General features: G+C 62.6%; 20 protein-coding genes. 14 read left to right on the top strand and 6 right to left on the bottom strand.

Translation table 11 applies throughout. The features are described 5' to 3' along the window. The first annotated feature begins 14 nt into the window (after positions 1-14). Positions 15-1,073 (top strand): hypothetical protein, encoded by a 1,059-nt coding sequence (locus tag ACVWVY_RS35695; RefSeq protein WP_456630786.1) that lies wholly within the window; start codon positions 15-17, stop codon positions 1,071-1,073. 135 nt (positions 1,074-1,208) lie between these two features. On the opposite strand, the gene ACVWVY_RS35690 is transcribed toward ACVWVY_RS35695, so the two are convergent. Further along, positions 1,209-1,712 (bottom strand): hypothetical protein, encoded by a 504-nt coding sequence (locus tag ACVWVY_RS35690; protein WP_456630785.1) that lies wholly within the window; start codon positions 1,710-1,712, stop codon positions 1,209-1,211. A gap of 438 nt (positions 1,713-2,150) precedes the next feature. Here ACVWVY_RS35690 and ACVWVY_RS35685 point away from each other — a divergent pair, with 438 nt between their 5' ends. The 6 genes from ACVWVY_RS35685 (at position 2,151) to ACVWVY_RS35660 (ending at position 8,334) form a co-directional block, all read left to right on the top strand. After that, complete coding sequence (locus ACVWVY_RS35685) at positions 2,151-2,387, top strand: hypothetical protein (protein ID WP_456630784.1); 237 nt, start codon at positions 2,151-2,153, stop codon at positions 2,385-2,387. A 191-nt stretch (positions 2,388-2,578) separates the two neighbouring features. Next, complete coding sequence (gene hpnC / locus ACVWVY_RS35680; protein WP_456630783.1) at positions 2,579-3,457, top strand: squalene synthase HpnC; 879 nt, start codon at positions 2,579-2,581, stop codon at positions 3,455-3,457. Next, positions 3,454-4,293, top strand: a complete 840-nt coding sequence (gene hpnD / locus ACVWVY_RS35675) for a presqualene diphosphate synthase HpnD (RefSeq protein ID WP_456630782.1) — start codon at positions 3,454-3,456, stop codon at positions 4,291-4,293. Before hpnC ends, hpnD begins: the two co-directional genes overlap by 4 nt. Then, positions 4,293-5,546 (top strand): hydroxysqualene dehydroxylase HpnE, encoded by a 1,254-nt coding sequence (hpnE, locus tag ACVWVY_RS35670; RefSeq protein ID WP_456630781.1) that lies wholly within the window; start codon positions 4,293-4,295, stop codon positions 5,544-5,546. Before hpnD ends, hpnE begins: the two co-directional genes overlap by 1 nt. A gap of 65 nt (positions 5,547-5,611) precedes the next feature. Then, positions 5,612-7,591 carry a squalene--hopene cyclase gene (gene shc / locus ACVWVY_RS35665; protein ID WP_456630780.1) on the top strand — a complete coding sequence of 660 codons (1,980 nt, stop codon included), beginning with the start codon at positions 5,612-5,614 and terminating at the stop codon, positions 7,589-7,591. A 26-nt stretch (positions 7,592-7,617) separates the two neighbouring features. Beyond that, complete coding sequence (locus tag ACVWVY_RS35660; protein WP_456630779.1) at positions 7,618-8,334, top strand: phosphorylase; 717 nt, start codon at positions 7,618-7,620, stop codon at positions 8,332-8,334. Positions 8,335-8,428: 94 nt separating this feature from the next. On the opposite strand, the gene hpnH is transcribed toward ACVWVY_RS35660, so the two are convergent. Then, the gene (gene hpnH / locus ACVWVY_RS35655) at positions 8,429-9,589 is read right to left on the bottom strand and encodes an adenosyl-hopene transferase HpnH (RefSeq protein ID WP_456630778.1); all 1,161 of its coding nucleotides are present in this window, start codon (positions 9,587-9,589) and stop codon (positions 8,429-8,431) included. A 66-nt stretch (positions 9,590-9,655) separates the two neighbouring features. Next, entirely contained in the window at positions 9,656-10,582 is a 927-nt protein-coding gene (gene ispH / locus ACVWVY_RS35650) for a 4-hydroxy-3-methylbut-2-enyl diphosphate reductase (RefSeq protein ID WP_456632393.1), read from the bottom strand. A gap of 444 nt (positions 10,583-11,026) precedes the next feature. On the opposite strand from ispH, the gene hpnN reads away from it, so the two are divergent. Next, positions 11,027-13,612 carry a hopanoid transporter HpnN gene (gene hpnN, locus ACVWVY_RS35645; protein WP_456630777.1) on the top strand — a complete coding sequence of 862 codons (2,586 nt, stop codon included), beginning with the start codon at positions 11,027-11,029 and terminating at the stop codon, positions 13,610-13,612. On the opposite strand, the gene ACVWVY_RS35640 is transcribed toward hpnN, so the two are convergent. Further along, the gene (locus ACVWVY_RS35640; RefSeq protein ID WP_456630776.1) at positions 13,580-14,260 is read right to left on the bottom strand and encodes a DUF2147 domain-containing protein; all 681 of its coding nucleotides are present in this window, start codon (positions 14,258-14,260) and stop codon (positions 13,580-13,582) included. The two genes, hpnN and ACVWVY_RS35640, sit on opposite strands and share 33 nt — an antisense overlap. A 103-nt stretch (positions 14,261-14,363) precedes the next feature. Here ACVWVY_RS35640 and hpnO point away from each other — a divergent pair, with 103 nt between their 5' ends. From hpnO to ACVWVY_RS35625, 3 genes are all read left to right on the top strand, one after another. Continuing rightward, entirely contained in the window at positions 14,364-15,755 is a 1,392-nt protein-coding gene (gene hpnO, locus ACVWVY_RS35635) for an aminobacteriohopanetriol synthase HpnO (RefSeq protein ID WP_456630775.1), read from the top strand. 99 nt (positions 15,756-15,854) lie between these two features. Beyond that, entirely contained in the window at positions 15,855-16,913 is a 1,059-nt protein-coding gene (locus tag ACVWVY_RS35630) for a hypothetical protein (RefSeq protein ID WP_456630774.1), read from the top strand. A 70-nt stretch (positions 16,914-16,983) separates the two neighbouring features. Then, entirely contained in the window at positions 16,984-17,391 is a 408-nt protein-coding gene (locus ACVWVY_RS35625) for a GFA family protein (RefSeq protein WP_456630773.1), read from the top strand. Positions 17,392-17,606: 215 nt separating this feature from the next. Here ACVWVY_RS35625 and ACVWVY_RS35620 read toward each other — a convergent pair whose 3' ends face one another. Together ACVWVY_RS35620 and ACVWVY_RS35615 are read right to left on the bottom strand one after the other, a co-directional pair. Then, a complete protein-coding gene (locus ACVWVY_RS35620; protein ID WP_456630772.1) occupies positions 17,607-18,365 on the bottom strand; it encodes an anti-sigma factor family protein in 759 nt (252 codons plus the stop codon). Next, positions 18,362-18,922, bottom strand: coding sequence for a sigma-70 family RNA polymerase sigma factor (locus tag ACVWVY_RS35615; RefSeq protein ID WP_456630771.1), 561 nt, complete (start codon positions 18,920-18,922; stop codon positions 18,362-18,364). The genes ACVWVY_RS35620 and ACVWVY_RS35615 overlap by 4 nt, the downstream gene beginning before the upstream one ends. Positions 18,923-19,262: 340 nt before the next feature. Between ACVWVY_RS35615 and ACVWVY_RS35610 the strand changes: the two genes are divergently transcribed. From ACVWVY_RS35610 to ACVWVY_RS35600, 3 genes are read left to right on the top strand one after another with little or no spacing between them, the layout of a single operon-like run. After that, positions 19,263-20,234 (top strand): MBL fold metallo-hydrolase, encoded by a 972-nt coding sequence (locus tag ACVWVY_RS35610; protein ID WP_456630770.1) that lies wholly within the window; start codon positions 19,263-19,265, stop codon positions 20,232-20,234. A gap of 44 nt (positions 20,235-20,278) precedes the next feature. Further along, on the top strand, positions 20,279-20,764 hold the full coding sequence (locus ACVWVY_RS35605; RefSeq protein WP_456630769.1) for a tetratricopeptide repeat protein: 486 nt from the start codon (positions 20,279-20,281) through the stop codon (positions 20,762-20,764). Beyond that, entirely contained in the window at positions 20,764-21,240 is a 477-nt protein-coding gene (locus tag ACVWVY_RS35600) for a DoxX family protein (RefSeq protein WP_456630768.1), read from the top strand. Before ACVWVY_RS35605 ends, ACVWVY_RS35600 begins: the two co-directional genes overlap by 1 nt. Positions 21,241-21,260 lie beyond the last annotated feature (20 nt).

Below are 21,260 nucleotides of genomic sequence, written 5' to 3'. Positions count from 1 at the left end.
AGAGGGGCCGAGGAATGACGTCTGCAGGATCAGCTGTTCGCCCTGCGGCCGATGCCGCCGCCTACCGCGCCGTCGAACACATCTATCATTCCTATCTCACCGGGCTGATCCTGATGCTGGCCTCGCGGGCGGGCGCGTCGCGCGCGGCCGAGGTGGTGTTTCGAACCTTCCGGCGGCAGCAACTGGCACGCTTCCTTCCCGGATTGAAGAAGCTCGGCCTCGACCAGCTTCCGCATGCGGTGGCGTGCGCGCAATATCACTATCTGTCGAACCAGGTCGGCGGCGTGAAGGTCGAGTATGTCTACGAGAGCGACACCAAGGCCTGGGTGCGCTATCCGCCGCCGCGCTGGATCTGGTCCGGCACTGCGATCTGCGGCATCCCCTCGGAAGTGTCGCGGGCGATGCTGCGCGGATGGCACGCCAATAACGGCGTCGTGCTCGGCAATCCCAGACTCGGCTTCGTCTGCACGGGGCAGACCGTCGACGGCCAGCCCGGCCTCGAAGGTTACTACAAGGAGTGGGATCACGATCTTGCTCCCGGGGAGCGATTGCAGTTTTCGCCCGGCGAGCGCTGTCCGCCGTTCCAGGCCGATCTCGCGCCGCGGTTGCCCGGGAACACATGGCCGGAGGAACGGCTGCAGAAGGTGCTCCGCAATTATGCGATGGAGTACGTCACCTCGATCGTGCCGGAGACGATCAGCGTGCTCGGCCCGGAGGAGGGCGGCCATCTCGCCGGTGCAGCGGCACGGCTCGTCGGGATGCACACCTTCGACGAGGTAGCTCGGCTATTGGGCGACGTGGAAGCGGGCGCGGCAGGTTTCGCCAAAGCCTTCGCCCGGTTGGCCCGCGGGCAGGACGACGACGCGGAACTGCAGCTGGAAGGTTCGGGCGCAACCGTGCGCCAGACGTCGTGGCGCCTGATGGCGGAGCGTCAAGCGCTGTCGCCTCAAGTGTTCGATGCGTGGAACGAATTGTGGGTGGGGGCAGCACTTGCGCATGACCGCTTCATGCGGGTCGAAGTGACGCATCGCCGTGACCGCGGCGACCCCTGCTGGCGTTGGAAATTCAGCTGATCGAGCTCATAGCGTTTTCAAGCGAAGTGGACGCCGGTTCGCGTCAAGAAAACGTGTCAAAACGAAAGCCTAGTGGCCGTAAAATGAAAAGGCAGCGCCGGGGCGCTGCCATTCACACCGATCAGAGCGCAGGGGTCAGGTCTTCGTCATCGTGATCTTGACGCCGCGGATTTCGCCCTTGGAGTCGATCTGCACGACCTGCTTGTTGCCATTGGTCTTCAAATTCAGGTTTGCGGCAAATCCGGACGCCTCGACGAACACGTCGATCTGGCCGCCGCCGGCCGTGCCCTGCAGGTTGCCGAAGATATTCCGGCTCTTCTCGCTCCAGTTACCGGAGATGCGCTCACCCTGGCTGGTGACGTCGCTGGAGAGATCGAATTTGTAGCTGTCGCTGGCGCAGTGCAGATTTTGCTTCAGGCCGAGCCCGTTGGCATTGACCTTGTAATCGGCCTTGCAACGGATGTTCTCGGTGGTGCCGTTGGAAAGCACGACCGTGCCCGCGCCGCTCCAGTTGCCATCAAAGCCGGCGAACGGGCCTCCCGCCTGGGCATGGCTTGCGGTGACCGACAACATGAGCGCGGCGCCGACGCCAGCAGCTGCGAGAGCCTGACCGAACGAGCTGGAACCAAACAGTTTCATTGTAGTTTTCCCATCAAAATAGACGTTCTTCGCAAAGATACGTCTCGCCGCATCGAAGATTTAGTGTTCCCGCAGTATCTTAGGTTCAAATGACGGGTCGCTGTTTCCGGCGGTATTGGCAGGAACAAAGGCCGCAAGTGGCCGAGTGGAATCGAAACATTCACACCAAATCCGTCTGCGCAGCATCTAGCTTTGCACCGCATTGTCTGCAACAACCAATTGGCGGGAAAGTGTGGCGGAAATACACTTTAGATATCAGGCGGTTATTAAAGGTGCTTAGGTCGCCGAAAAGGTCGCCGTAAATTTGTCCGCATTTGCCATGCTTGTCATCAGTTCGTCGCCGCGTACGCGGCGCCTGCCATCCAAACAAATCCGTTCCGGCGATGCCTCATCGCAAATCGGGGAACAGGATTCTTGCTGCCGAAATGAAGGAACACGATGCGCAAATTTCTCCTCGCACTCACCCTGTTGTCGCTCTCGGCTTCGTCCGGAGCCTTCGCCCAGCAGCAACGCGGCGGCACGGCGGATGAGCAGAAGGCCTGTACCCGTGACGTACAGAAGTTCTGCCGTCCGGTGATCGATCAGGGCGATTTCACCATCCTGGCCTGCCTCAAGGAACACCGTTCCAAGATCAGCGCGGCCTGCGACCAGGTTCTCAAGAACAACGGCCAATAGGCGGCGCTCGCGCCCGTTAACCCTCGCGAAGAGAGCCATTTTCGGCTCTATGACGCGTCACGGGCGGGGCTAAGCAGCCCATATAGCATTGGTTTTGGCGGCGTATTCCCCTATATGGGGCACGCGATCTTCTCGCGTGCGCCGAGCATCGGCGCACGCCGCCAATTCCGAGTGAATGTAGCCAGTTCCTGATGACCAGTGCGAGCGACCTGCGATCCGGAAAGACCCACCGCGACGAGAATTTTCCGGTCGCGTCGTGGATCATTCACCCGCGTCACCGGGCGCTGATTCTCGCATTCTATAATTTCGTCAGGACGGCCGACGACATCGCCGATCACGCGACCCTTAGCGCAGACGAGAAGCTGCGCTATCTCGACCTCTTCGAGGCGGAACTGCTCGGCAAGGGCGATACGCAGCCGGAGGCGGTCAGCCTGCGCCGCGCTTTTGCCGAGCGCGGGATGGCGCCGCGCCATGCGCTCGACGTGCTGGTCGCGTTCCGGATGGACGTCACCAAGCTGCGCTACGAGAACTGGGACGACGTCATCCATTATTGCCGCTATTCGGCCATGCCGGTCGGCCGTTTCATGCTCGACGTCCATGGCGAGAGCACCTCGACCTGGGCCGCGTCGGACGCGCTGTGCGCGGGGCTGCAGATCAACAATCATTTGCAGGATTGCGCCAAGGACTACAAAAACCTCAACCGCGTCTATCTGCCGCGCGACACGCTGGCCGCCAGCGGCGCCACCGTCGAGATGCTGGGCGAGGCGAAATCGCAGCCGGCGCTGCTGCAATGCCTTCAGGCGCTCGCGGTGCGGACCGAGGCGCTGCTCGATGAAAGCAGGTCGCTCAGCGCCGAGGTGAAGGATTTCCGGCTCGGGCTCGAGATTGCCGTGATCCAGGCCTTTGCCGACAAGATCGTCGGCATGCTGAAGGTGCGCGATCCGCTCAGCGAGCGCGTGCATTTGAGCAAGCCCGAATTGCTCGCGCAGAGCATTGGCGGCATCGTCAGCGAAATGATCAGGCGCGCCGCGGGACGCGGTCCCCTGACAAAACCAGCGGCCGGCGCATGACGGTACAGATGGCGGCGGCCAACGCAGATTACGGCACCGCCGCGTCCGGCAGTTCGTTCTATGCCGCGATGCGCATCCTGCCGCGCGACCAGCGCGAGGCGATGTTCCAGATCTACAGCTTCTGCCGGCAGGTCGACGACATCGCCGATTCGCACGGGCCGCGGCCCGAGCGGCTGGCGGCGCTGCAGCAATGGCGCGACGACATCGATGCGCTATATCACGGACATCCCCCGCCGCGCGTGCAGGATTACGCCGCCGCGGTGAAAACCTTCGGCCTCAAGCGCGAGGATTTTCTCGCCATTGTCGACGGCATGGAAATGGACGTGCCACAGGATATTCGTGCGCCGGATCTTGCGACGCTCGATCTCTATTGCGACCGCGTCGCCAGCGCCGTCGGGCGTCTGTCGGTCAGGGTGTTCGGCATGCCCGAGGAAGATGGCATCCTGCTCGCCCACCATCTCGGCCGCGCGCTGCAATTGACCAATATTCTGCGCGACATCGACGAAGATGCCGGCCTCGGCCGCCTCTATCTGCCGCGCGAAGGCCTGCTGCTCGCCGGCATCACCAGCGACAATCCGCAGAAGGTGACTGTCGATCGCGCCCTTCCCAAAGTTTGCCTGCCGCTGGCCGAGCGGGCGAAAAAGCATTTCGAGAAGGCCGACGAGATCATGAAGCGCAATTCGCGGCGTAAGGTGCGCGCGCCGCGGATCATGTCGAAATATTACCGTGCGATCCTGGACTTGCTCCTGGCGCGGGGTTTTGCCGCCCCGCGCGAGCCGGTCAGCGTCCATAAATGGGCGAAGATCGCCATCCTTCTCCGTTACGCGATTATCTGATGCAGAAGAACGCTCATATCATCGGCGCCGGCATTTCCGGCCTTTCGGCCGCCGTGCGGCTGGCCAACGCCAATTACCGGGTGCATGTCCACGAGGCCACGCAGCAGGTCGGCGGCCGTTGCCGGTCCTATTTCGACGCGGCCACCAATCTCACCATCGACAACGGCAACCATTTGCTGTTGTCGGGCAATCGCCATGCGCTGGCCTACGCCCGATCGATCGGCACCGAGGCGGGGCTGGTCGGGCCGAAGGTTGCGCAATTTCCCTTCGTCGACATCATGACCGGCCAGCGCTGGCAGCTCGATCTCGGCGACGGCAAATTGCCGCTATGGGTGTTCGACGAGGCGCGCCGCGTCCCCGATACCAAGCTGCTCGATTATCTTGCATTGGCGCCGCTGGTTTGGGCAGGCACCGGAAAGCTGGTCGGCGACACCATCCCCTGCAAGGGCACGCTGTACCAGCGACTGGTGCAGCCGCTATTGCTGGCCGCGCTCAATGTCGACCCGCCCGAGGGTTCGGCGGGCCTGGCCGGCGCGATCGTGCGGGAAACGCTGCTGGCGGGCGGGCAGGCCTGCCGGCCGCTGATCGCGCGCGATGGCTTGAGCGCGGTTCTGGTCGACCCGGCGATCAAGCTGTTGCAGGACAAGGGTGCCTCGATCCAGCTCGGCCATGAGCTGCGCGAATTCGCAACGACAGGCAGCGCCGTCGGCGAGCTGAAATTCGGCAGCGACAGCATTGCGCTCGGCCCCGACGACGTCGTGGTGCTTGCGGTGCCGCCGCGCCCGGCGGCGGCGCTGTTGCCGGGCCTGAAGACGCCGTCGAAATTCCGCGCCATCGTCAACGCGCATTTCCGCTTCGATCCGCCCCGCGATGCCGTACCCATCCTCGGCGTGGTCGGTGGCCTGGTGGAATGGCTGTTCGCATTTCCGCAGCGGCTGTCGGTCACTATCAGCAATGGCGACCGCCTCGTCGACATGCCGCGCGAAGAACTCGCGCTGGCGATCTGGCGGGACGTCTGCAAGGCCGCAGGCCTGCCCGGCGATTTGCCCTTGCCGCCCTGGCAGATCGTGCGCGAGCGCCGCGCGACGTTCGAGGCCACGCCGGAGCAGAACGCGCTGCGCCCGGGGGCGGTGACATCATTCAAAAACCTGTTTCTCGCCGGCGACTGGACTGATACCGGATTGCCGGCAACCATCGAAGGATCGGTGCGGTCGGGCGACCGCGCCGCCGATCTGGTCCTGGCGAGGCGTTAAGGCCTGACAGGAGTTGCGTGACCGGCTTCACATAGCCCGCGCGCGAATAGAGGGATGCTAGCGATATGCTTTCCATCGACAAAACAATTGCAGGCGAACCCGTCGCGACAGTCGATTCCGTCGCGCTGGAGAAGAGCATCTCGTCGGCGACCGAAGCGCTGCTCGGTTACCGGCAATCCGATGGACACTTTGTGTTCGAGCTGGAAGCCGACAGCACGATCCCGTCGGAATATGTGCTGCTGCGCCACTATCTCGCCGAGCCCGTCGACAGCGCCCTCGAAGCCAAGATCGCGAACTATCTGCGCCGCACGCAAGGCAACCATGGCGGCTGGCCGCTGGTGCATGACGGCCCGTTCGATATGAGCGCCAGCGTCAAATCCTATTTCGCGCTGAAGATGATCGGCGATTCCGTCGATGCGCCGCACATGGCGCGCGCGCGCGAGGCGATCCGCAGCCGCGGCGGCGCTGCCCGCGTCAACGTCTTCACCCGCTTCCTGCTCGCTTTCTACGATGTGCTGAGCTGGCGCGCTGTGCCGGTGCTGCCGATCGAGATCATGCTGCTGCCGATGTGGTCGCCGTTCCATATCAACAAGATTTCCTACTGGGCGCGCACCACGATCGTGCCGCTGATGGTGATGGCGGCGTTGAAACCGTTGGCGAAAAATCCCAAAGGCGTCGGTATCGACGAGTTGTTCCTGCAGGATCCCAAGTCGGTCGGGATGGCGGCAAAGGCGCCGCATCAGAGCTGGGGCTGGTTCGCGCTGTTCAGCACCCTGGATAAGATCCTGCGGGTGATCGAACCGTTGTTTCCAAAGAAGCTGCGCCAGCGTGCGATCGATGCCGCGCTTGCTTTCACCGAAGAGCGGCTGAACGGCGAAGACGGCATGGGCGCGATCTATCCGCCGATGGCCAACATCGTCATGATGTATGAGGCGCTCGGCAAGGGACCGGATTTTCCGCCGCGTGCGGTCACCCGCAGGGGCATCGACAAGCTCTTGGTGATCGGCGAGCACGAGGCCTATTGCCAGCCCTGCGTCTCGCCGGTGTGGGACACCGCACTGACCTGCCACGCGCTGGCGGAGGCTGGTGGCGAAGAGACGCTTGAGAAGATGAAGCAGGGCCTCGACTGGCTGAAGCCAAGGCAGGTGCTCGATCTCAAGGGCGACTGGGCGGTGAAGGCCCCCGATGTCCGTCCGGGCGGCTGGGCGTTCCAGTACAACAACGACTATTATCCCGATCTCGACGACACCGCTGTGGTCGTGATGGCGATGGACCGCACGCGCCGGGCGTCCGGCAGCAAGGAATACGATCAGGCGATCTCGCGTGGCCGCGAGTGGATCGAGGGCCTGCAGAGCCGCGATGGCGGCTGGGCCGCCTTCGACGTCAACAACCTCGAATACTACCTCAACAACATCCCGTTCTCCGACCACGGCGCGCTGCTCGATCCGCCGACCGAAGACGTCACCGCGCGCTGCATCTCGATGCTGGCGCAGCTTGGCGAGACCGCCGAGACCAGCAAGGCGGTGGCGGACGGGATCGCCTATCTGCGCCGCACCCAGCTCGCGGAAGGGTCATGGTACGGCCGCTGGGGCCTCAACTTCATCTACGGTACCTGGTCGGTGCTGTGTGCGCTCAACGCCGCTGGCGTCGATCATCAGGACCCGATGATGCGCAAGGCTGTGGATTGGCTGGTCTCGATCCAGAACAGGGATGGTGGCTGGGGCGAGGATGCCGTCAGCTATCGGCTGGACTACAAGGGATTCGAGGACGCTCCGTCGACCTCCTCGCAAACGGCATGGGCCTTGCTTGGACTGATGGCGGCCGGGGAGGTTGAGAGTCCGGCGGTCGTGCGGGGGGTGGAGTACCTAAAAGCCACACAGACCGACAAAGGGCTCTGGGACGAGGCGCGCTACACGGCTACGGGCTTTCCGCGGGTGTTTTATTTGCGTTATCATGGCTACTCGAAGTTCTTTCCGCTCTGGGCGCTGGCGCGGTACCGAAATTTGAGAAGCACCAACAGCAGGGTGGTAGGGGTCGGGATGTGACTTTGAGGGCGGGGGCCGCCGCGCTCGTGGACAGTTCGGTTGATCGCAATTCGAATGATCCGCGGCCGGTTTTGATCGTAACAGGATTGGTGCAGGAGGCCCGCATTGCGGCCGGGCCCGGCATGATCGTGATCTGTAGTTCCAGCGATCCGCAGCAGCTGCGCGCACTGCTGGCAACGCTGGATTCCACCACTTTCAGGGGTGTCATCTCGTTCGGCGTCGCCGGCGGGCTGGATCCGTCGCTGAAGTCGGGCGACGTGGTGGTGGCGACCGAGGTTCTATCCGGCGATACCCGTTTTCTGGCAGGTCTGGCGCTGAACGAGGAACTGATCGCTCGTGCGGCATTGCGTCGCCGGCGCGTGGTCCGCGGCGGCCTGGCCGGCGTGGAACAGGTGATAGCGGCGACCGCCTGCAAGGCCGCGCTGCATTCGGAGACGGGCGCGGCGGCGGTCGATATGGAAAGCCATATTGCCGCAGCCTATGCGGCCGAGGCCGGCTTGCCGTTCGCGGCGCTGCGGGTCATCTCCGATCCCGCCAGCCGGGCGCTTCCGGCGCTGGCCAAGAGCGCCATCAAGCCGAACGGCGACATCGATCTCGGCAAGGTGCTGCGCGGGGTAGCGCGCAATCCGACGTCGCTGCGCGCGCTGGTCTCGACCGGAATCGATTTCAATCGCGCGCTTCGCTCGCTGCGCGGCTGCCGCGGCTTCCTGCACGGCGAAGAAGGGCTCGCCACCGCGAGCTGATCCGCGCAAGGGGATTTTTTGAAGGGCGTCAAATAAAAAGAAAGGGCCTCGGTTCCCAAGGAACCGAGGCCCTGATCTTTTCACTCCAGGCTGCTCAGGCGGCGGTGGAAGCTTTTTCCTGCTGCTTGGCCGCGGCGGCGGCGGCTTCGTCCTTGCGGATCTCGGACAGGCGCTTCTGCACCTCGGCCGAGAAGATGTACTGCGCAGGACGCTGCTTGCTGAGATCGATCTCGGGCGCCATCGGACCCGTGGTGCGGACGCCGCGCAGCGCGACCCACATTGCCTTCAGCGGGTTCATCAGCGCGGCGTTGGCAGCGGTCGGCTCATAGCCGCAATGCGCCATGCAGTCGGCGCACTTCTCGTACTTGCCGGTGCCGTAGGTGTCCCAGTCCGTCGTCTCCATCAGCTCGTTGAAGGTCTTGGTGTAGCCTTCGCCGAGCAGGTAGCAGGGTTTTTGCCAGCCAAAGATGTTGCGGGCCGGCATGCCCCAGGGCGTGCATTCATAGCTCTGGTTGCCGGCCAGGAAGTCCAGGAACAGGCCGGAATGCATGAAATTCCACTTCTTGCCCTTGCCGAGCGCGAACACGTCGCGGAACAGCTTCTTGGTCTTGGTGCGGTTGAGGAAGTGCTCCTGGTCCGGGGCGCGCTCATAGGCGTAGCCCGGCGACATCGAGACGCCGACACCGAGTTCGGTGGTGAGGTCGAGGAACTTGGCGATTTCTTCCGCCGGATGGCCGTCGAAGATCGTGGCGTTGACGTTGACGGTGAAGCCGCGCGCTTTCGCGGCCTTGATCGCGGAGACGGCGCGGTCGAACACGCCCTTCTGCGACACCGCCTTGTCGTGGTGGTCCTTCAGGCCGTCGAGATGCACCGAGAAGAACAAATAGGGCGAGGGCTCGAACAGATCGAGCTTCTTTTCCAGAAGCAGCGCGTTGGTGCACAGCGAGACGAACTTCTTGCGTTCGACGAGGCCGCGCACGATCTCGCCGATCTCCTTGTGGATCAGCGGTTCGCCGCCGGGGATTGCCACCATCGGCGCGCCGCATTCGTCGGCCGCGTCCCAGCATTCCTGCGCCGACATGCGGCGGTTGAGGATCGCATCGGGATAGTCGATCTTGCCGCAGCCGACACAAGCGAGGTTGCAGCGGAACAACGGCTCGAGCATCAGCACGAGCGGATAGCGCTTCCGGCCAAGCAGCTTCTGCTTGATCAGATAGCCGCCGATACTCAGTTCCTTGAAAAACGGTATTGCCATTTGAGAGATTTTCTTTCTGGACTTGGGTCTGGGCCTTAAGGCCCAGACTTGGAATCGTGAAGTGGATCAACCCGCAGTCAGTTCGGCCGGAAGCCGGAATTCGATATTTTCTTCCCGGCCGGGAAGCACCGACACCTTGACGGGTCCGATACGTCTCAAAGCCTCGATCACGTCATCGACCAAAACTTCGGGCGCCGAGGCGCCCGCCGTAATGCCGACGGCTTTTGCATCCTTCAGCCAATCGGGGTTCAACTCGCTCCCGTCGGCAATGAGATAACTCGCGACACCAACCTCGGTGCCGATTTCGCGAAGCCTGTTTGAGTTGGAACTATTGGCGGCCCCCACCACCAAAATGACGTCCACCAGTTTACTTAGGTCCCTTACCGCAGATTGGCGGTTCTGTGTCGCATAGCAGATATCCCGGATGTCGGGGCCTTGAATATCTGTAAATTTGGCCTGAAGGGCGGCAATTATGTCCTTTGTGTCGTCCACGCTGAGGGTTGTCTGGGTGATATAGGCCAGCGGGGCGTCGGTTGGCAGGGTCAGGGCCGCCACGTCGTCGACGTTCTGGACCAGCAGAACCGGCCCTGGAACCTGGCCCATGGTTCCCTCGACCTCGGGATGGCCGGCATGCCCGATCAGTACCAGGGCACGGCCCTTGGACATATACCGCTTGCCCTGATTGTGGACCTTGGTGACCAGCGGGCAGGTGGCATTGAGGACGGGAAGGCTGCGGGCGGCGGCCTCTTCCTCGACGCTGCGGGCGACGCCATGGGCGCTGAAGACGGTAACCGCCAGCGGCGGAACCTCCGACAGGTCCTCGACGAAGATCGCGCCCTTGGCTTTGAGGCTTTCGACCACGTATTTGTTATGCACGATCTCGTGCCGGACGTAGACCGGCGGACCGTACTTCACGAGCGCACGCTCAACGATTTCGATGGCACGCACGACGCCCGCACAAAATCCGCGGGGCTGCGCTAGATACACTTCCATGGGATGTCCATTACGATAGTTGCACTGGTTCCAAATTCGCAAATTCACCCGAAGGTCTCCGTGCAGCCGGTCACATCCGGATATTTGCAATATCCGCACCAAGACCGGAACCCGTAGGTAATCCCCACCCAAGTAGATGGAAGCGCAGGACTATGTGTCAAAAATTGTGCGGCGAGAAAAGGTGCATCGCGCAATGGTTACCAGACGGTAGGTAATTTGATACCTAAAACGGCACTGCGGGAACTATTGCCGCTCACCGGTTCGTCACTTTATCGCCCATCCGGACGGGCTATACCGGCACCCGAACACCCGTTCCGGTCCGTTTTCGCGGCTTCGCTTGAACCGCCGGGGAAGTAACCAAAACAACATTAGATCGGCCTCGGGAACTCCGCTAGACAGCGGGCGTTTTCGCCCAGCTCTCCTTGAGATTTAGAAAGAAACGAAGTGCTGACCAGTATTGTTGTCGCCATTGTCAGAACCTGTACGCGGTTTGCCACTCTCGTCGTCATTGCCTCGCTGCTTCTGGCAGTCGGAGCGAGCTACTATGCCGCCCGGCATTTCGCCATCAACACCGACATCAACAAGCTGATTTCACCTGACCTCGACTGGCGCAAGCGCGACAATCAGTTCGAGCAAGCGTTCGACCGCGAGAAGCTGATTCTCGCCGTCGTCGAGGCGCCGACGCCCGAGCTCGCCAGCGCCGCGAGCAGGGCGCTGGCTGAAAAACTCGCCGGTGACCAGCATTTCGAATCGGTGCAACCGCTGGGTTCCGGCGAATTCTTCGAAAAGAACGGGCTGTTGTTCCTGCCCGTGGAAGAGGTCGGCAAGGTCGCCGGCCAACTCGAAGCCGCCGCCCCCCTGATCGAGATCATGGCTGGCGATCCCTCGATCCGCGGCCTGACCGGTGCGCTGGAGACCGGGCTTGCCGGCGTCAAGCGAGGGCAGGTCAAGCTCGACAATACCGTACGGCCCTTCAACCTGATCAGCCAGACGGTCGAGGACATCCTGAACAAGGGAACGGCGACGTTCTCCTGGCGCGAACTCGTCAGCGACAAGCCTTTGACCGATTCCGACCGCCGCTCCTTCATCGAGTTCAAGCCGAAGCTCGATTACAACGCGCTCGAACCCGGCAAGGACGCGACCGACGCGATCCGGAAGGCCGCGACCGATCTCAATTTTGCAGACCAATACAACGCGCGGGTGCGGCTGACCGGTCCGGTTCCGATCGCCAACGAGGAATATTCGACCGTGCAGGACGGCGCGATCGTCAACGGCGTCGTCACGGTGCTCATTGTCCTCCTCATTCTCTGGATGGCGCTGCATTCTTCGAAAATCATCTTCGCGGTGTTCGTGAATCTGTTCATCGGCCTTTCGCTCACAACCGCGGTCGGCCTGATGATGGTGGGATCGCTGAATCTATTGTCGATCGCCTTTGCCGTGCTGTTTGTTGGCCTCGGTGTCGATTTCGGCATCCAGTTCAGCGTCCGCTACCGTTCCGAGCGTTTCAAGAACGAAGACCTGGCTCTGGCGCTGGAGAACGCGGCGAGACGCTGCGCGGTGCCGTTATCGCTCGCCGCGATGGCGACCGCCGCCGGCTTCCTGTGTTTCCTGCCGACCGACTACAAGGGCATTTCCGAACTGGGCAAGATTGCCGGCGCCGGCATGCTGATCGCGTTCATCACCAGCATCACGTCCCTGCCTGCCATGCTGAAGCTGCTTCACCCGCCCGGCGAAAGCGAGCCGGTCGGTTACGCGTTTCTGGCGCCCGTCGACGAATTCCTCGAAAGGCATCGCGTCATCATCGTCGTTGGCACGCTGCTTCTTGTCGTGGCCGGCCTGCCGCTGCTCTATTTCATGAAGTTCGACTTCAACCCGATCAACCTGCGCAATCCGAAGGCTGAATCGATCGCGACCTTCCTCGATTTGCGCAAGGACCCCAACACCGGCGCCAACGCCATCAACGTGCTGACCACGTCGGAAGCGGAAGCGAAGAAGATCGAGGCGCGGCTGGAAAAGCTGCCGGAAGTCCTGCGCGTGATGTCGATCGACAGTTTTGTCCCCGAGGATCAGCCGGCAAAGCTGCAGTTGATCGCGAAGGCGGCCAGGGTGGTCGGGCCCGCGCTTAATCCCGATTCGGTCGATGCCGCGCCGACGGATCAGGAGAACGTGGAGGCGCTGAAGAGTTCGGGCGACAGCCTGCGCAGGACCGCCGGCGACGGCAAGGGGCCGGGCGCGGTTGCCGCGCGAAGGCTGGCGGACGCGCTGTCGAAATTGGCCGGCGGCAACCAGGCGACGCGCGACAATGCGCAGAACATTTTCGTCGCCCCGCTCAAGATCGTGTTCGATCAGCTCAAGAACACGATGCAGGCAGGCCCCGTCACGTTGAAGACCCTGCCGCCGGAACTGTTGAACAGCTGGAAGTCGAAGGACGGGTTGATCCGCGTCGAGGCGCTGCCGAAGGGCGATCCCAACGACAACGATAATTTGCGCCGATTTGCCGATGCGGTTTTGGCGGCCGAGCCGAATGCGATCGGCGGGCCGGTGTCGATCCTCAAATCCGGCGACACCATCGTGAAGGCGTTCATCCATGCCGGCATCTGGGCGCTGCTGGTGATCAGCCTGTTGCTTTACCTGACGCTGCGGCGGATCAGCGACGTGCTGATGACGATCGTGCCGCTTTTGGTGGCAGGCGCGGTGACGCTGGAGCTCTGCGTGCTGATCGGGCTGCCGCTCAACTTCGCCAACATCGTCGCATTGCCGCTGCTGCTCGGCGTCGGCGTCGCCTTCAAGATCTATTACGTCACGGCCTGGCGCGAGGGCAGAACCAACCTGCTGCAGTCGAGCCTGACGCGCGCGATCTTTTTCTCGGCGCTGACGACCGCGACCGCCTTCGGAAGCCTGTGGCTATCCAGTCATCCCGGCACCGCCAGCATGGGCAAATTGCTGGCGCTGTCGTTCGTCATCACGCTGGCCGCGGTGCTGCTGTTCCAGCCGGCGCTAATGGGCAAACCGCGCGATGTCGGGAAGTAGGCAGATATCGCCGATATCGGCGGGCTGGCCCGCTGTGGCCGCCGCCTGCTTCTGAGCGGGCGCGGCCTTCGGCGCAGGCGCGGGATTGGCATTGGCTGCTCCCGTGGTCTTCGGCGCCGCCGGCGCGGGTGCCGGTGCTGCGGTTTTCGGCAGCGCGCCCGCCGGTCCCTTCGGCGCACCCTTGGCCATGCTGTTGGCGGGGCTTGAGGGAATCGGCGGCGCGACGCGGGTCCAGGTTTCACCGCCGCACAGGAAACCAAGCACGCAGCCCTGAATCTCCAGCTGGTCGGCGCCGACCGGCTTGATCGTCGAGCTGTAGAGCTGTCCATCCTTGGCGTTGTAGACTTGGCCTTCCCAAGAATCGACGCCGGGCTTCTTCTTCATGTCGATCAGGATCGGCATGGCCAGGGTCGGCCGGCTCTGCTTGGCGACGTCGGGATTGTTCTTGTCCTTGCCGCCCGGTGTCTTTTCCCAGGCAACGACGCCCCACATGTTGCCGTTACATTGGGCGACGCGGATGTTGGCCACGCCATCGGCTACTTTCCAGTCACCTGTGGGGTCGGCGGCCAACGCCGCGCCAAGACCTGTGGCCAAAAGAACTCCAGAATAAACTATTGTACGCGCGACGGTTTTTGGGCAGTGCAACATGGTTCAGACCTATGTTTAAGTAAGATGATCCAATGCGGGGGTCAAAACGCCGCAATGAGTGTTTTCAGTTGACGAAGCAGCCATCAACCGACGTATGTAGCCGATGCCAAGTTCAAACTTAGATGTTTCCGGGCTGTTTGTAGAGCGGCAAGCGCAGCGCAGTTCCATGCATGCGCGCCATCTGAACGAGCAACTCGTCCGCGTGCTGAAGACCATCGGCTACGATGTGGGCTTTCAGAAGGGTCAAGGTCAATACCTGTTCGATCGAGAGGGCGCCCGCTATCTCGATCTACTGAGCGGATTTGGCGTTTTTGCGATCGGCCGCAATCATCCGGCGTTGCGCGAGGCGCTGAAAAGCGTGCTCGACAGCGATTTTCCCAATCTGGTTCAACTTGATGTGTCCACGCTCGCCGGCGTGCTGGCGGAACGCCTGCTGGAACATGTGCCATATCTGGACAAGGTGTTCTTCGCCAATTCCGGCGCCGAGACCGTCGAGGCCGCGATCAAGTTCGCGCGCGGCGCGACCGGCCGCCCCGGCATCGTCTCCTGTTCCCATTCATTCCATGGCCTGTCGTACGGCGCGCTGTCGCTGATGGACGATGCCAACTTCCGCAGCGGATTCGAGCCGCTGCTGCCGGGGTGCACGCAAATCCCTTTTAACGATCTTGCAGCGCTGGAGCAGGCGCTGTCCTCGCGCCAGGTCGCCGCCTTCATCGTCGAGCCGATCCAGGGCAAGGGCGTCAACCTGCCCACCGACGAATTCCTGCCGGGCGCCGCCGCGCTGTGCAAGAAATACGGCTCCATCTTCATTGCCGACGAAATCCAGACCGGCATCGGCCGCACCGGAAAGTTCCTCGCGGTCGAGCACTGGAACGTCGAGCCCGACATGGTGCTGTTGGCGAAGGCGCTGTCGGGCGGTCACGTGCCGGTCGGCGCGCTGCTCACACGCAAGAGTATCTTCGACAAGATCTTCAACCAGATGGACCGCGCGGTCGTGCACGGTTCGACGTTTGCAAAAAACGATCTGGCGATGGCCGCCGGCATCGCAACCCTCGACGTGATCAAAAGCGAAAAGCTGGTCGAGCAGGCCGCCAAGCGCGGCGCCGAACTTCGCCTCGCGCTGACACGGATGGTGCCCGGCTATGAACTGCTGAAGGAAGTGCGCGGCAAGGGATTGATGATCGGCATCGAGTTCGGTCCGCCGAAATCGCTGCGGCTGAAGGCTTCCTGGAATCTGCTGGAGACCGCCAACAAGGGTCTGTTCTGCCAGCTCATCACCGTGCCGCTGTTCAAGGATCACAAGATCCTGACGCAAGTCTCCGGCCACGGCAGCCACACCATCAAGCTGCTGCCGCCGCTCGTGATCACGGAAGAAGACTGCGGCTGGATCGAAAAGTCGTTCGACGACGTCATCGCCGCCAGCCACAAGGTCCCCGGCGCGATCTGGTCGCTCGGCAAGACGCTGGTCGACAACGCGGTGCGGAAGTCGGCGTAGTCGAATGAAGCCCCCGGGCGCTCGTTCGCGCGCCCTGTCGGCTTCACCGGTCCCTGTTTGTTGATCCCGTCATTGTGTTTGAGATCGGGAGGACGGACCATGGCGTGGCGTTCGATGGCGGCCGCTGCCGCTATACTGATGGCCATCGCGAGCGAATCGGCCGCGCAGGAGGGCGCGTTCGATTTCGCCTTGGTCGGCGACATGCCCTACACCAAGGTGCAGGAAATCGAATATCAGCGCGTGCTCACGGCGCTCAACGCCGCCGAGCTTGCATTCGTCGCCCACATCGGGGACTTCCAGTTCGACGCGACGCCGTATAACCGCAATCCCGCGATCGCTTCGATGCCTTGCGTCGATGAAAACTACAAGGCGATCTACGACTCGTTCCAGAACATCCGCCACCCGCTCATCCTGACGCCGGGCGACAACGACTGGTCCGATTGCTGGCCGCTGGAAGCCAGGAAGGTCGATCCGCTCGAGTTGCTTTCGAAGATCCGTATGATGTTCTTTCCGGAAGGCAGAAGTCTCGGGCAGAAACCGATCGCCGTGCGTAACCAGTCTGCCGATCAGAACTTCTCAAAATTCCGCGAGAACCTGCGCTGGTCGATGGGGGGCGTCACGTTCGCCACCGTTCACATCGTCGGCGAGAACGACAATTTTGGCCGCACCCCGGAGATGGATGCCGAGCATCTGGAGCGGAAGGCGGCAAATGTCGCCTGGCTGAAGCAGGCGTTTGCCGAAGCGAAAGCCGCCGGCAGCCGTGGCGTGGTGATCCTGACCCAGGCCAATCCGGGCTTCGAGACTTTCTGGCCGGCGAGCGCCAAGACCCGCTACCTGCTTCGCTTCATTCCGCGTGGGCAGCCCGCGCCGAGCCGGCCGCTGGCATTTGACGACTACGTCCAGACGCTGTCCGAAGAACTGGAAACCTACGACAGGCCGGTCGCCTTCCTGCATGGCGATACCCATATCTTTCGCGTCGACAAGCCGCTCTACAGCAAGAAGACCAATCGCCTGTTCGAGAATTTCACGCGCGTGGAAACCTTCGGATGGCCGGATAGCCATTGGGTCCGAGTCTCGGTCGATCCCGCCGATCCGCAGCTCTTTCGCTTCAAGGCCGAGATCGTGCCGGGGAATGTGGTCAATCGACGCGCCAACTGACCGGTTCGGAAATAAGCCGTAGTTGCGGCAGAGCAGGACGCAACGGCACAAACACATCGGAGAACGAGCAATGGTCAACATCACCGGCGGCTGTCATTGCGGCGCGATCCGCTATCAGGTTGAAGGCGAACCCATCGTTCATGCGCTGTGTCACTGCACGGATTGCAGGCGTCACGCCGGCGCGCCGATGGTCGGCTGGTCGATGTATGCCGAGGATGCGCTCAAGGTGACGAAGGGGACGCCCAAGGTCTACGAATCGTCCGAACATGGCCGGCGACAGTTCTGCGCGAACTGCGGCACGGGCCTGTTCTATATCAATGCAAACATCTTGCCCGGGATCGTCGATATCCAGAGCGCGACCTACGACGATCCCGAGGCCGTTCCGGCCATGGTGCACATCCAGACCGCAGAGCGCATTAGCTGGATGGAGCGCGCGCACGAACTGCCGACCTTCGAGCGCTATCCGCCGCAGACGTAGCGGTTGCTCGGATGTAGCCCCGATGAGCGAAGCGATATCCGGGAGCGTCAAGCGTTGCAGCCCGTTATTCCCGGATGTCGCTTCGCTCATCCGTGCCCATGCGTGATCAGCGGCAGATCGCGCCGCGACATCATCGCAAGGCGCGATAAGTCGTTTGGTTTGATGCCTGTTGTGCGGGAGGGCGGGTGCACACCGTGCGCCCGCGCTTCGCGGAATTATCCCGCTGCGTGTATCGCGCTCTCGAATTTCTCGCCGAAATCCGCAAGCTCATCCTTTGCGAGATCGCTGACCGCCCAGTAGTTCAGCCCGCGGTCGCTCCAGTGCCGGATGTTGAAGCCCTGGATCGTGTCGATCTTCGCGGGCCGCCGTTCGGTGCTCGACGTCTGCGACACGAACAGATTGATGACGTGCTGGCGGCGGCGATAGACCACGGCGCCGATGGCGCGCGCATCGACATAATCGAGCCGGCCGCCGATCAGCGTAAAGCCCTGCGCGGTGAGATCGATCACCGGCGGCGAGACGTCGAGCCTGCCGTTGAACCACGGTTTTACGGTGTGCTGATCGGTGGAGACCACATCGGTGAGATGCCCGGCCTGCAGCGAACGCAAATGCGCCGATACGACCTCCGACTGAATCCGCTCGACATCGCCCTGACGCAGCACGATCGCGACCAGGCCGCTAGCCGCCAAAGCCGATACCGCCGAGCCCATCGCAAAGCCGCGCAGCACGGCGCGGCGATTTGGTGCCTGGCGCGGCTGCGGCAGCGCAGCCTCGATACGCTGACGCAACGCTGCAGGCGCGGCGTAAGCCACGCCGGCTTCCGCAATTGCCTTGCTCATCTCGCGATAATCTCGAAGCGCCGCCACACAGCGCGGGCAGCCGGCGATATGGCTTTCAACCTCGCGCGCGTGCCCGGCATCGAGTTCGCCGTCGATCAATGCGTGAAGCAGGACTTCGGCCTCGTCGCAGGTCATTTCTGTTGCTCCTCTTCCGCAAGCCACGCCGATCGCAGCATGGCGCGGGCGCGCGCCAGACGTGACATCACGGTACCAACAGGCACTTCGGCGACGTCGGCAATCTCGCGGTACGACAGGTTTTGAATTTCGCGCAGCACAAACGTCTCGCGGAACGGTTCGGCCAGCGCCGCCACCATCCGGCGGATGGTATCGGCGTCCCAACGGCGCTGTAGCTGTGCCTCCGGGGTTTCCTGGGTCTCATGCCACAGCGGCGTCTGCTCGGCGCTTTCAGGCACGTCCTCGATCGCGCTGGTCGGCGTGGTGGCGCGACGCGCATATTCGGCACGGCAGACATTGCGCAGGATCGCAAACAGCCACGGCTTCATCGCCGGCCCGCGATAACTGCCGAAATGCCTGAACGCCCGCAGGTAACATTCCTGCACCGCATCCTCGGCGTCATCCGCGTTGCGAAGCAGGTAGCGCGCCAGCGTATAGGCGTCGTCCAGATAGGGCAGCGCGGCCTCGCGAAACCGCCGCGCCTTTTCGGGATCGTCGTCGGATGCTTTGATCGGCATCGTCTTTCGTCCGGCTGCTGCAGAACAGGATTCCGCCCGGCCGGGTTCGATCCACCGGCCGGGCAGGGTTGTGATGCCTTGGTTTGGTGCGCTACTCAACCTTGATCGTTCCGGTCATCTCTCAATCGCCCGATTGGGCTTCCGAACACCTGATCACCCCGGGATTCGGTTTATTCCCGCCGTCCCACACATTTGGCGGCTGGCCGGCTAACGCAATCGTGATCAACCGTGGCGACCAGCCGTACGGAGGCGGGAATAACCGCCGCTCCCATCCGATCAATGCCATGTCGAAACAAGCCAAGCCGCCTTCCGGCGTGGGCCATTGGAAAGGAAAGTCTCCATGTTGAACATGTCGCGTCGTGATGTCGTTGTGAGCGCGGGACTTGCAGCCGCGCTAGGCCTGAATTCCCGTCTCTCCATTGTGGGGACTGCGCTCGCCCAGCCCGCCCCGGACGCAGGCAAGGGCTTTCACAAGTACAAGATCGGGTCCGTGGAGGTCACGGCCCTCTATGACGGCATTTGGAAGAAACCGCACGACGCCGCCTTCATCAAGAACGCCAGCATCGACGAGACCAAGGCCGCGCTGGCGAAGGCCGGCATGACCACCGACTATGTGCCGATTCCCCTGACCGTCATTGTGCTGAAGATCGGCGACAGGCTGATCATGGTTGACTCCGGCTCCGGCGTCGGTCAGTGGCAGCCGACCGCGGTTAGCCTGCCCGATAATCTGAAGGGCGCAGGGATCGATCCCGCCAAGATCAGCACCGTGCTGATCTCGCACTTCCATCCCGACCACATCTTCGGTTTGATGGAGAAAGGCACTAACGCCCCCAATTATCCCAACGCTGAACTGATCGTCAGTGCCGCCGAGTACCGTTGGTGGACCGAACCGGGGCGCGTGGAGAAGCTGCCCGAGGCGCGCAAGCCGCTCGGCACCCGCATTCAATCGGCTTTCCCCAACTGGAAGAATTTCCGGCTGGTCGAAGGTGAAACGGAAGTGGTGCCCGGCGTTCGGCTTGTGAATGCGCCAGGGCACACGCCGGGTCATTCAGCGTTCCTGCTTGCGTCGGGCAATCAGCAGCTGATGATTTCCAACGACGTTGCCTACGTTCCGGCGCTGCTCGCGCCGCATCCGGAGTGGCAGGGCGCCTACGATCAAGACGGACCGCTTGCCGTGGAAACCCGCCGCAAGCTGATCGATCGCGTCATCGCCGACAAGATGGCGATCTGCGGCGCGCATTTTCCATTCCCCGGCGCCGGCAGCTTCGCCAAGGACGGCACGGGTTATGCGTTCACGCCCGTGCAGGCATAGCCCACACCGCGCTTCTTTCCTCACAACAACACAGGATAACCCCCATGCGTCCAACTCGAAACCAAGCCCGCTACGCGCTGCTTCTGGCGCTTGGCCTTGCCGGTGCGCCGGCCACCGCGATCGTCGGATCAATCCAGGCGCTCGCCGTCGATACGATGAACTCGTCAGATGCACCCGATCTCTCCTCCGTCAGGGCCAGGATCAAGGCCGCGGACTATCAGGGCGCGCTCGCCGAACTGAAGGTTCTTGCCGACACCCGCCAGCACGCCGACGTCTATAGCCTCATGGGCTTCAGCCTGCGCAAGATCGGCGACTACCCGACGGCGCTCACCTTCTACAAGAAGGCGCTGGACTTTAATGCCGACCACAGGGGCGCCCGCGAATATCTGGGCGAACTCTATGTGGACATGGGCGACCTGCCAAAGGCCCGCGAGCAGCTGGCGGTCCTGACGAAGTTGTGCCCGCAGGGTTGCGAGGAACGCGAGGACCTGGAGAAGGTTCTTGCGACGAAGGCGGCGAAGGTCAACTGATGCCCGTGCCTCGCGCAACTGGAGATGCCCTGGCGGATGCCGGCCTGCTTGCGGGCCGGCTTCTGCTGGTATTCATTTTCCTGCACGAGGGCTGGAGCATTTTGGGCAACTATGCCGGCGCGGCTGCCTACATGCAGAAATCCGGTGTGCCGTCATTGCTGCTGCCGCTCGTCATTGCCCTCCAGCTCGGCGGCGGCGCGTTGATCGCCGCAGGAATCCTGACGCGTTTCGCGGCGCTCCCGCTTGCGGCGTTCTGTGTGCTTACCGCCGTGCTGTTCCACTGGCAGTTCGCCGATCGCAATCAGTTGCTGCATTTCCAGAAGGATCTGGCGATCGCGGGCGGATTCCTCGTTCTCGCCTGCTGTGGGCCGGGAAACTGGTCAATTGGCCGCTACCTCACGCGGTCGGGAAATGAGCTACTTCGCGCCCTGCAAGATCATCGCCGCGGTCTTTTCCGCGATCATCGTGGACGATGACGTCTTCGTGAGAATCGCAA

It is taken from the genome of Bradyrhizobium sp. URHC0002 (genome assembly GCF_054059515.1).
The sequence above is the reverse complement of the archived record's forward strand: the minus strand, read 5'-3'. Positions and strand labels throughout refer to the sequence as shown.

What these genes read in the sequence shown, in the direction of transcription:
- ACVWVY_RS35695 (WP_456630786.1), top strand. Translation starts at nt 15, where the DNA reads ATGACGTCTGCAGGATCAGCTGTTCGCCCTGCGGCCGATGCCGCCGCC.
- ACVWVY_RS35690 (WP_456630785.1), bottom strand. Translation starts at nt 1,712, where the DNA reads ATGAAACTGTTTGGTTCCAGCTCGTTCGGTCAGGCTCTCGCAGCTGCT.
- ACVWVY_RS35685 (WP_456630784.1), top strand. Translation starts at nt 2,151, where the DNA reads ATGCGCAAATTTCTCCTCGCACTCACCCTGTTGTCGCTCTCGGCTTCG.
- hpnC (WP_456630783.1), top strand. Translation starts at nt 2,579, where the DNA reads ATGACCAGTGCGAGCGACCTGCGATCCGGAAAGACCCACCGCGACGAG.
- hpnD (WP_456630782.1), top strand. Translation starts at nt 3,454, where the DNA reads ATGACGGTACAGATGGCGGCGGCCAACGCAGATTACGGCACCGCCGCG.
- hpnE (WP_456630781.1), top strand. Translation starts at nt 4,293, where the DNA reads ATGCAGAAGAACGCTCATATCATCGGCGCCGGCATTTCCGGCCTTTCG.
- shc (WP_456630780.1), top strand. Translation starts at nt 5,612, where the DNA reads ATGCTTTCCATCGACAAAACAATTGCAGGCGAACCCGTCGCGACAGTC.
- hpnH (WP_456630778.1), bottom strand. Translation starts at nt 9,589, where the DNA reads ATGGCAATACCGTTTTTCAAGGAACTGAGTATCGGCGGCTATCTGATC.
- ispH (WP_456632393.1), bottom strand. Translation starts at nt 10,582, where the DNA reads ATGGAAGTGTATCTAGCGCAGCCCCGCGGATTTTGTGCGGGCGTCGTG.
- ACVWVY_RS35640 (WP_456630776.1), bottom strand. Translation starts at nt 14,260, where the DNA reads ATGTTGCACTGCCCAAAAACCGTCGCGCGTACAATAGTTTATTCTGGA.
- hpnO (WP_456630775.1), top strand. Translation starts at nt 14,364, where the DNA reads ATGCCAAGTTCAAACTTAGATGTTTCCGGGCTGTTTGTAGAGCGGCAA.
- ACVWVY_RS35630 (WP_456630774.1), top strand. Translation starts at nt 15,855, where the DNA reads ATGGCGTGGCGTTCGATGGCGGCCGCTGCCGCTATACTGATGGCCATC.
- ACVWVY_RS35625 (WP_456630773.1), top strand. Translation starts at nt 16,984, where the DNA reads ATGGTCAACATCACCGGCGGCTGTCATTGCGGCGCGATCCGCTATCAG.
- ACVWVY_RS35620 (WP_456630772.1), bottom strand. Translation starts at nt 18,365, where the DNA reads ATGACCTGCGACGAGGCCGAAGTCCTGCTTCACGCATTGATCGACGGC.
- ACVWVY_RS35615 (WP_456630771.1), bottom strand. Translation starts at nt 18,922, where the DNA reads ATGCCGATCAAAGCATCCGACGACGATCCCGAAAAGGCGCGGCGGTTT.
- ACVWVY_RS35610 (WP_456630770.1), top strand. Translation starts at nt 19,263, where the DNA reads ATGTTGAACATGTCGCGTCGTGATGTCGTTGTGAGCGCGGGACTTGCA.
- ACVWVY_RS35605 (WP_456630769.1), top strand. Translation starts at nt 20,279, where the DNA reads ATGCGTCCAACTCGAAACCAAGCCCGCTACGCGCTGCTTCTGGCGCTT.
- ACVWVY_RS35600 (WP_456630768.1), top strand. Translation starts at nt 20,764, where the DNA reads ATGCCCGTGCCTCGCGCAACTGGAGATGCCCTGGCGGATGCCGGCCTG.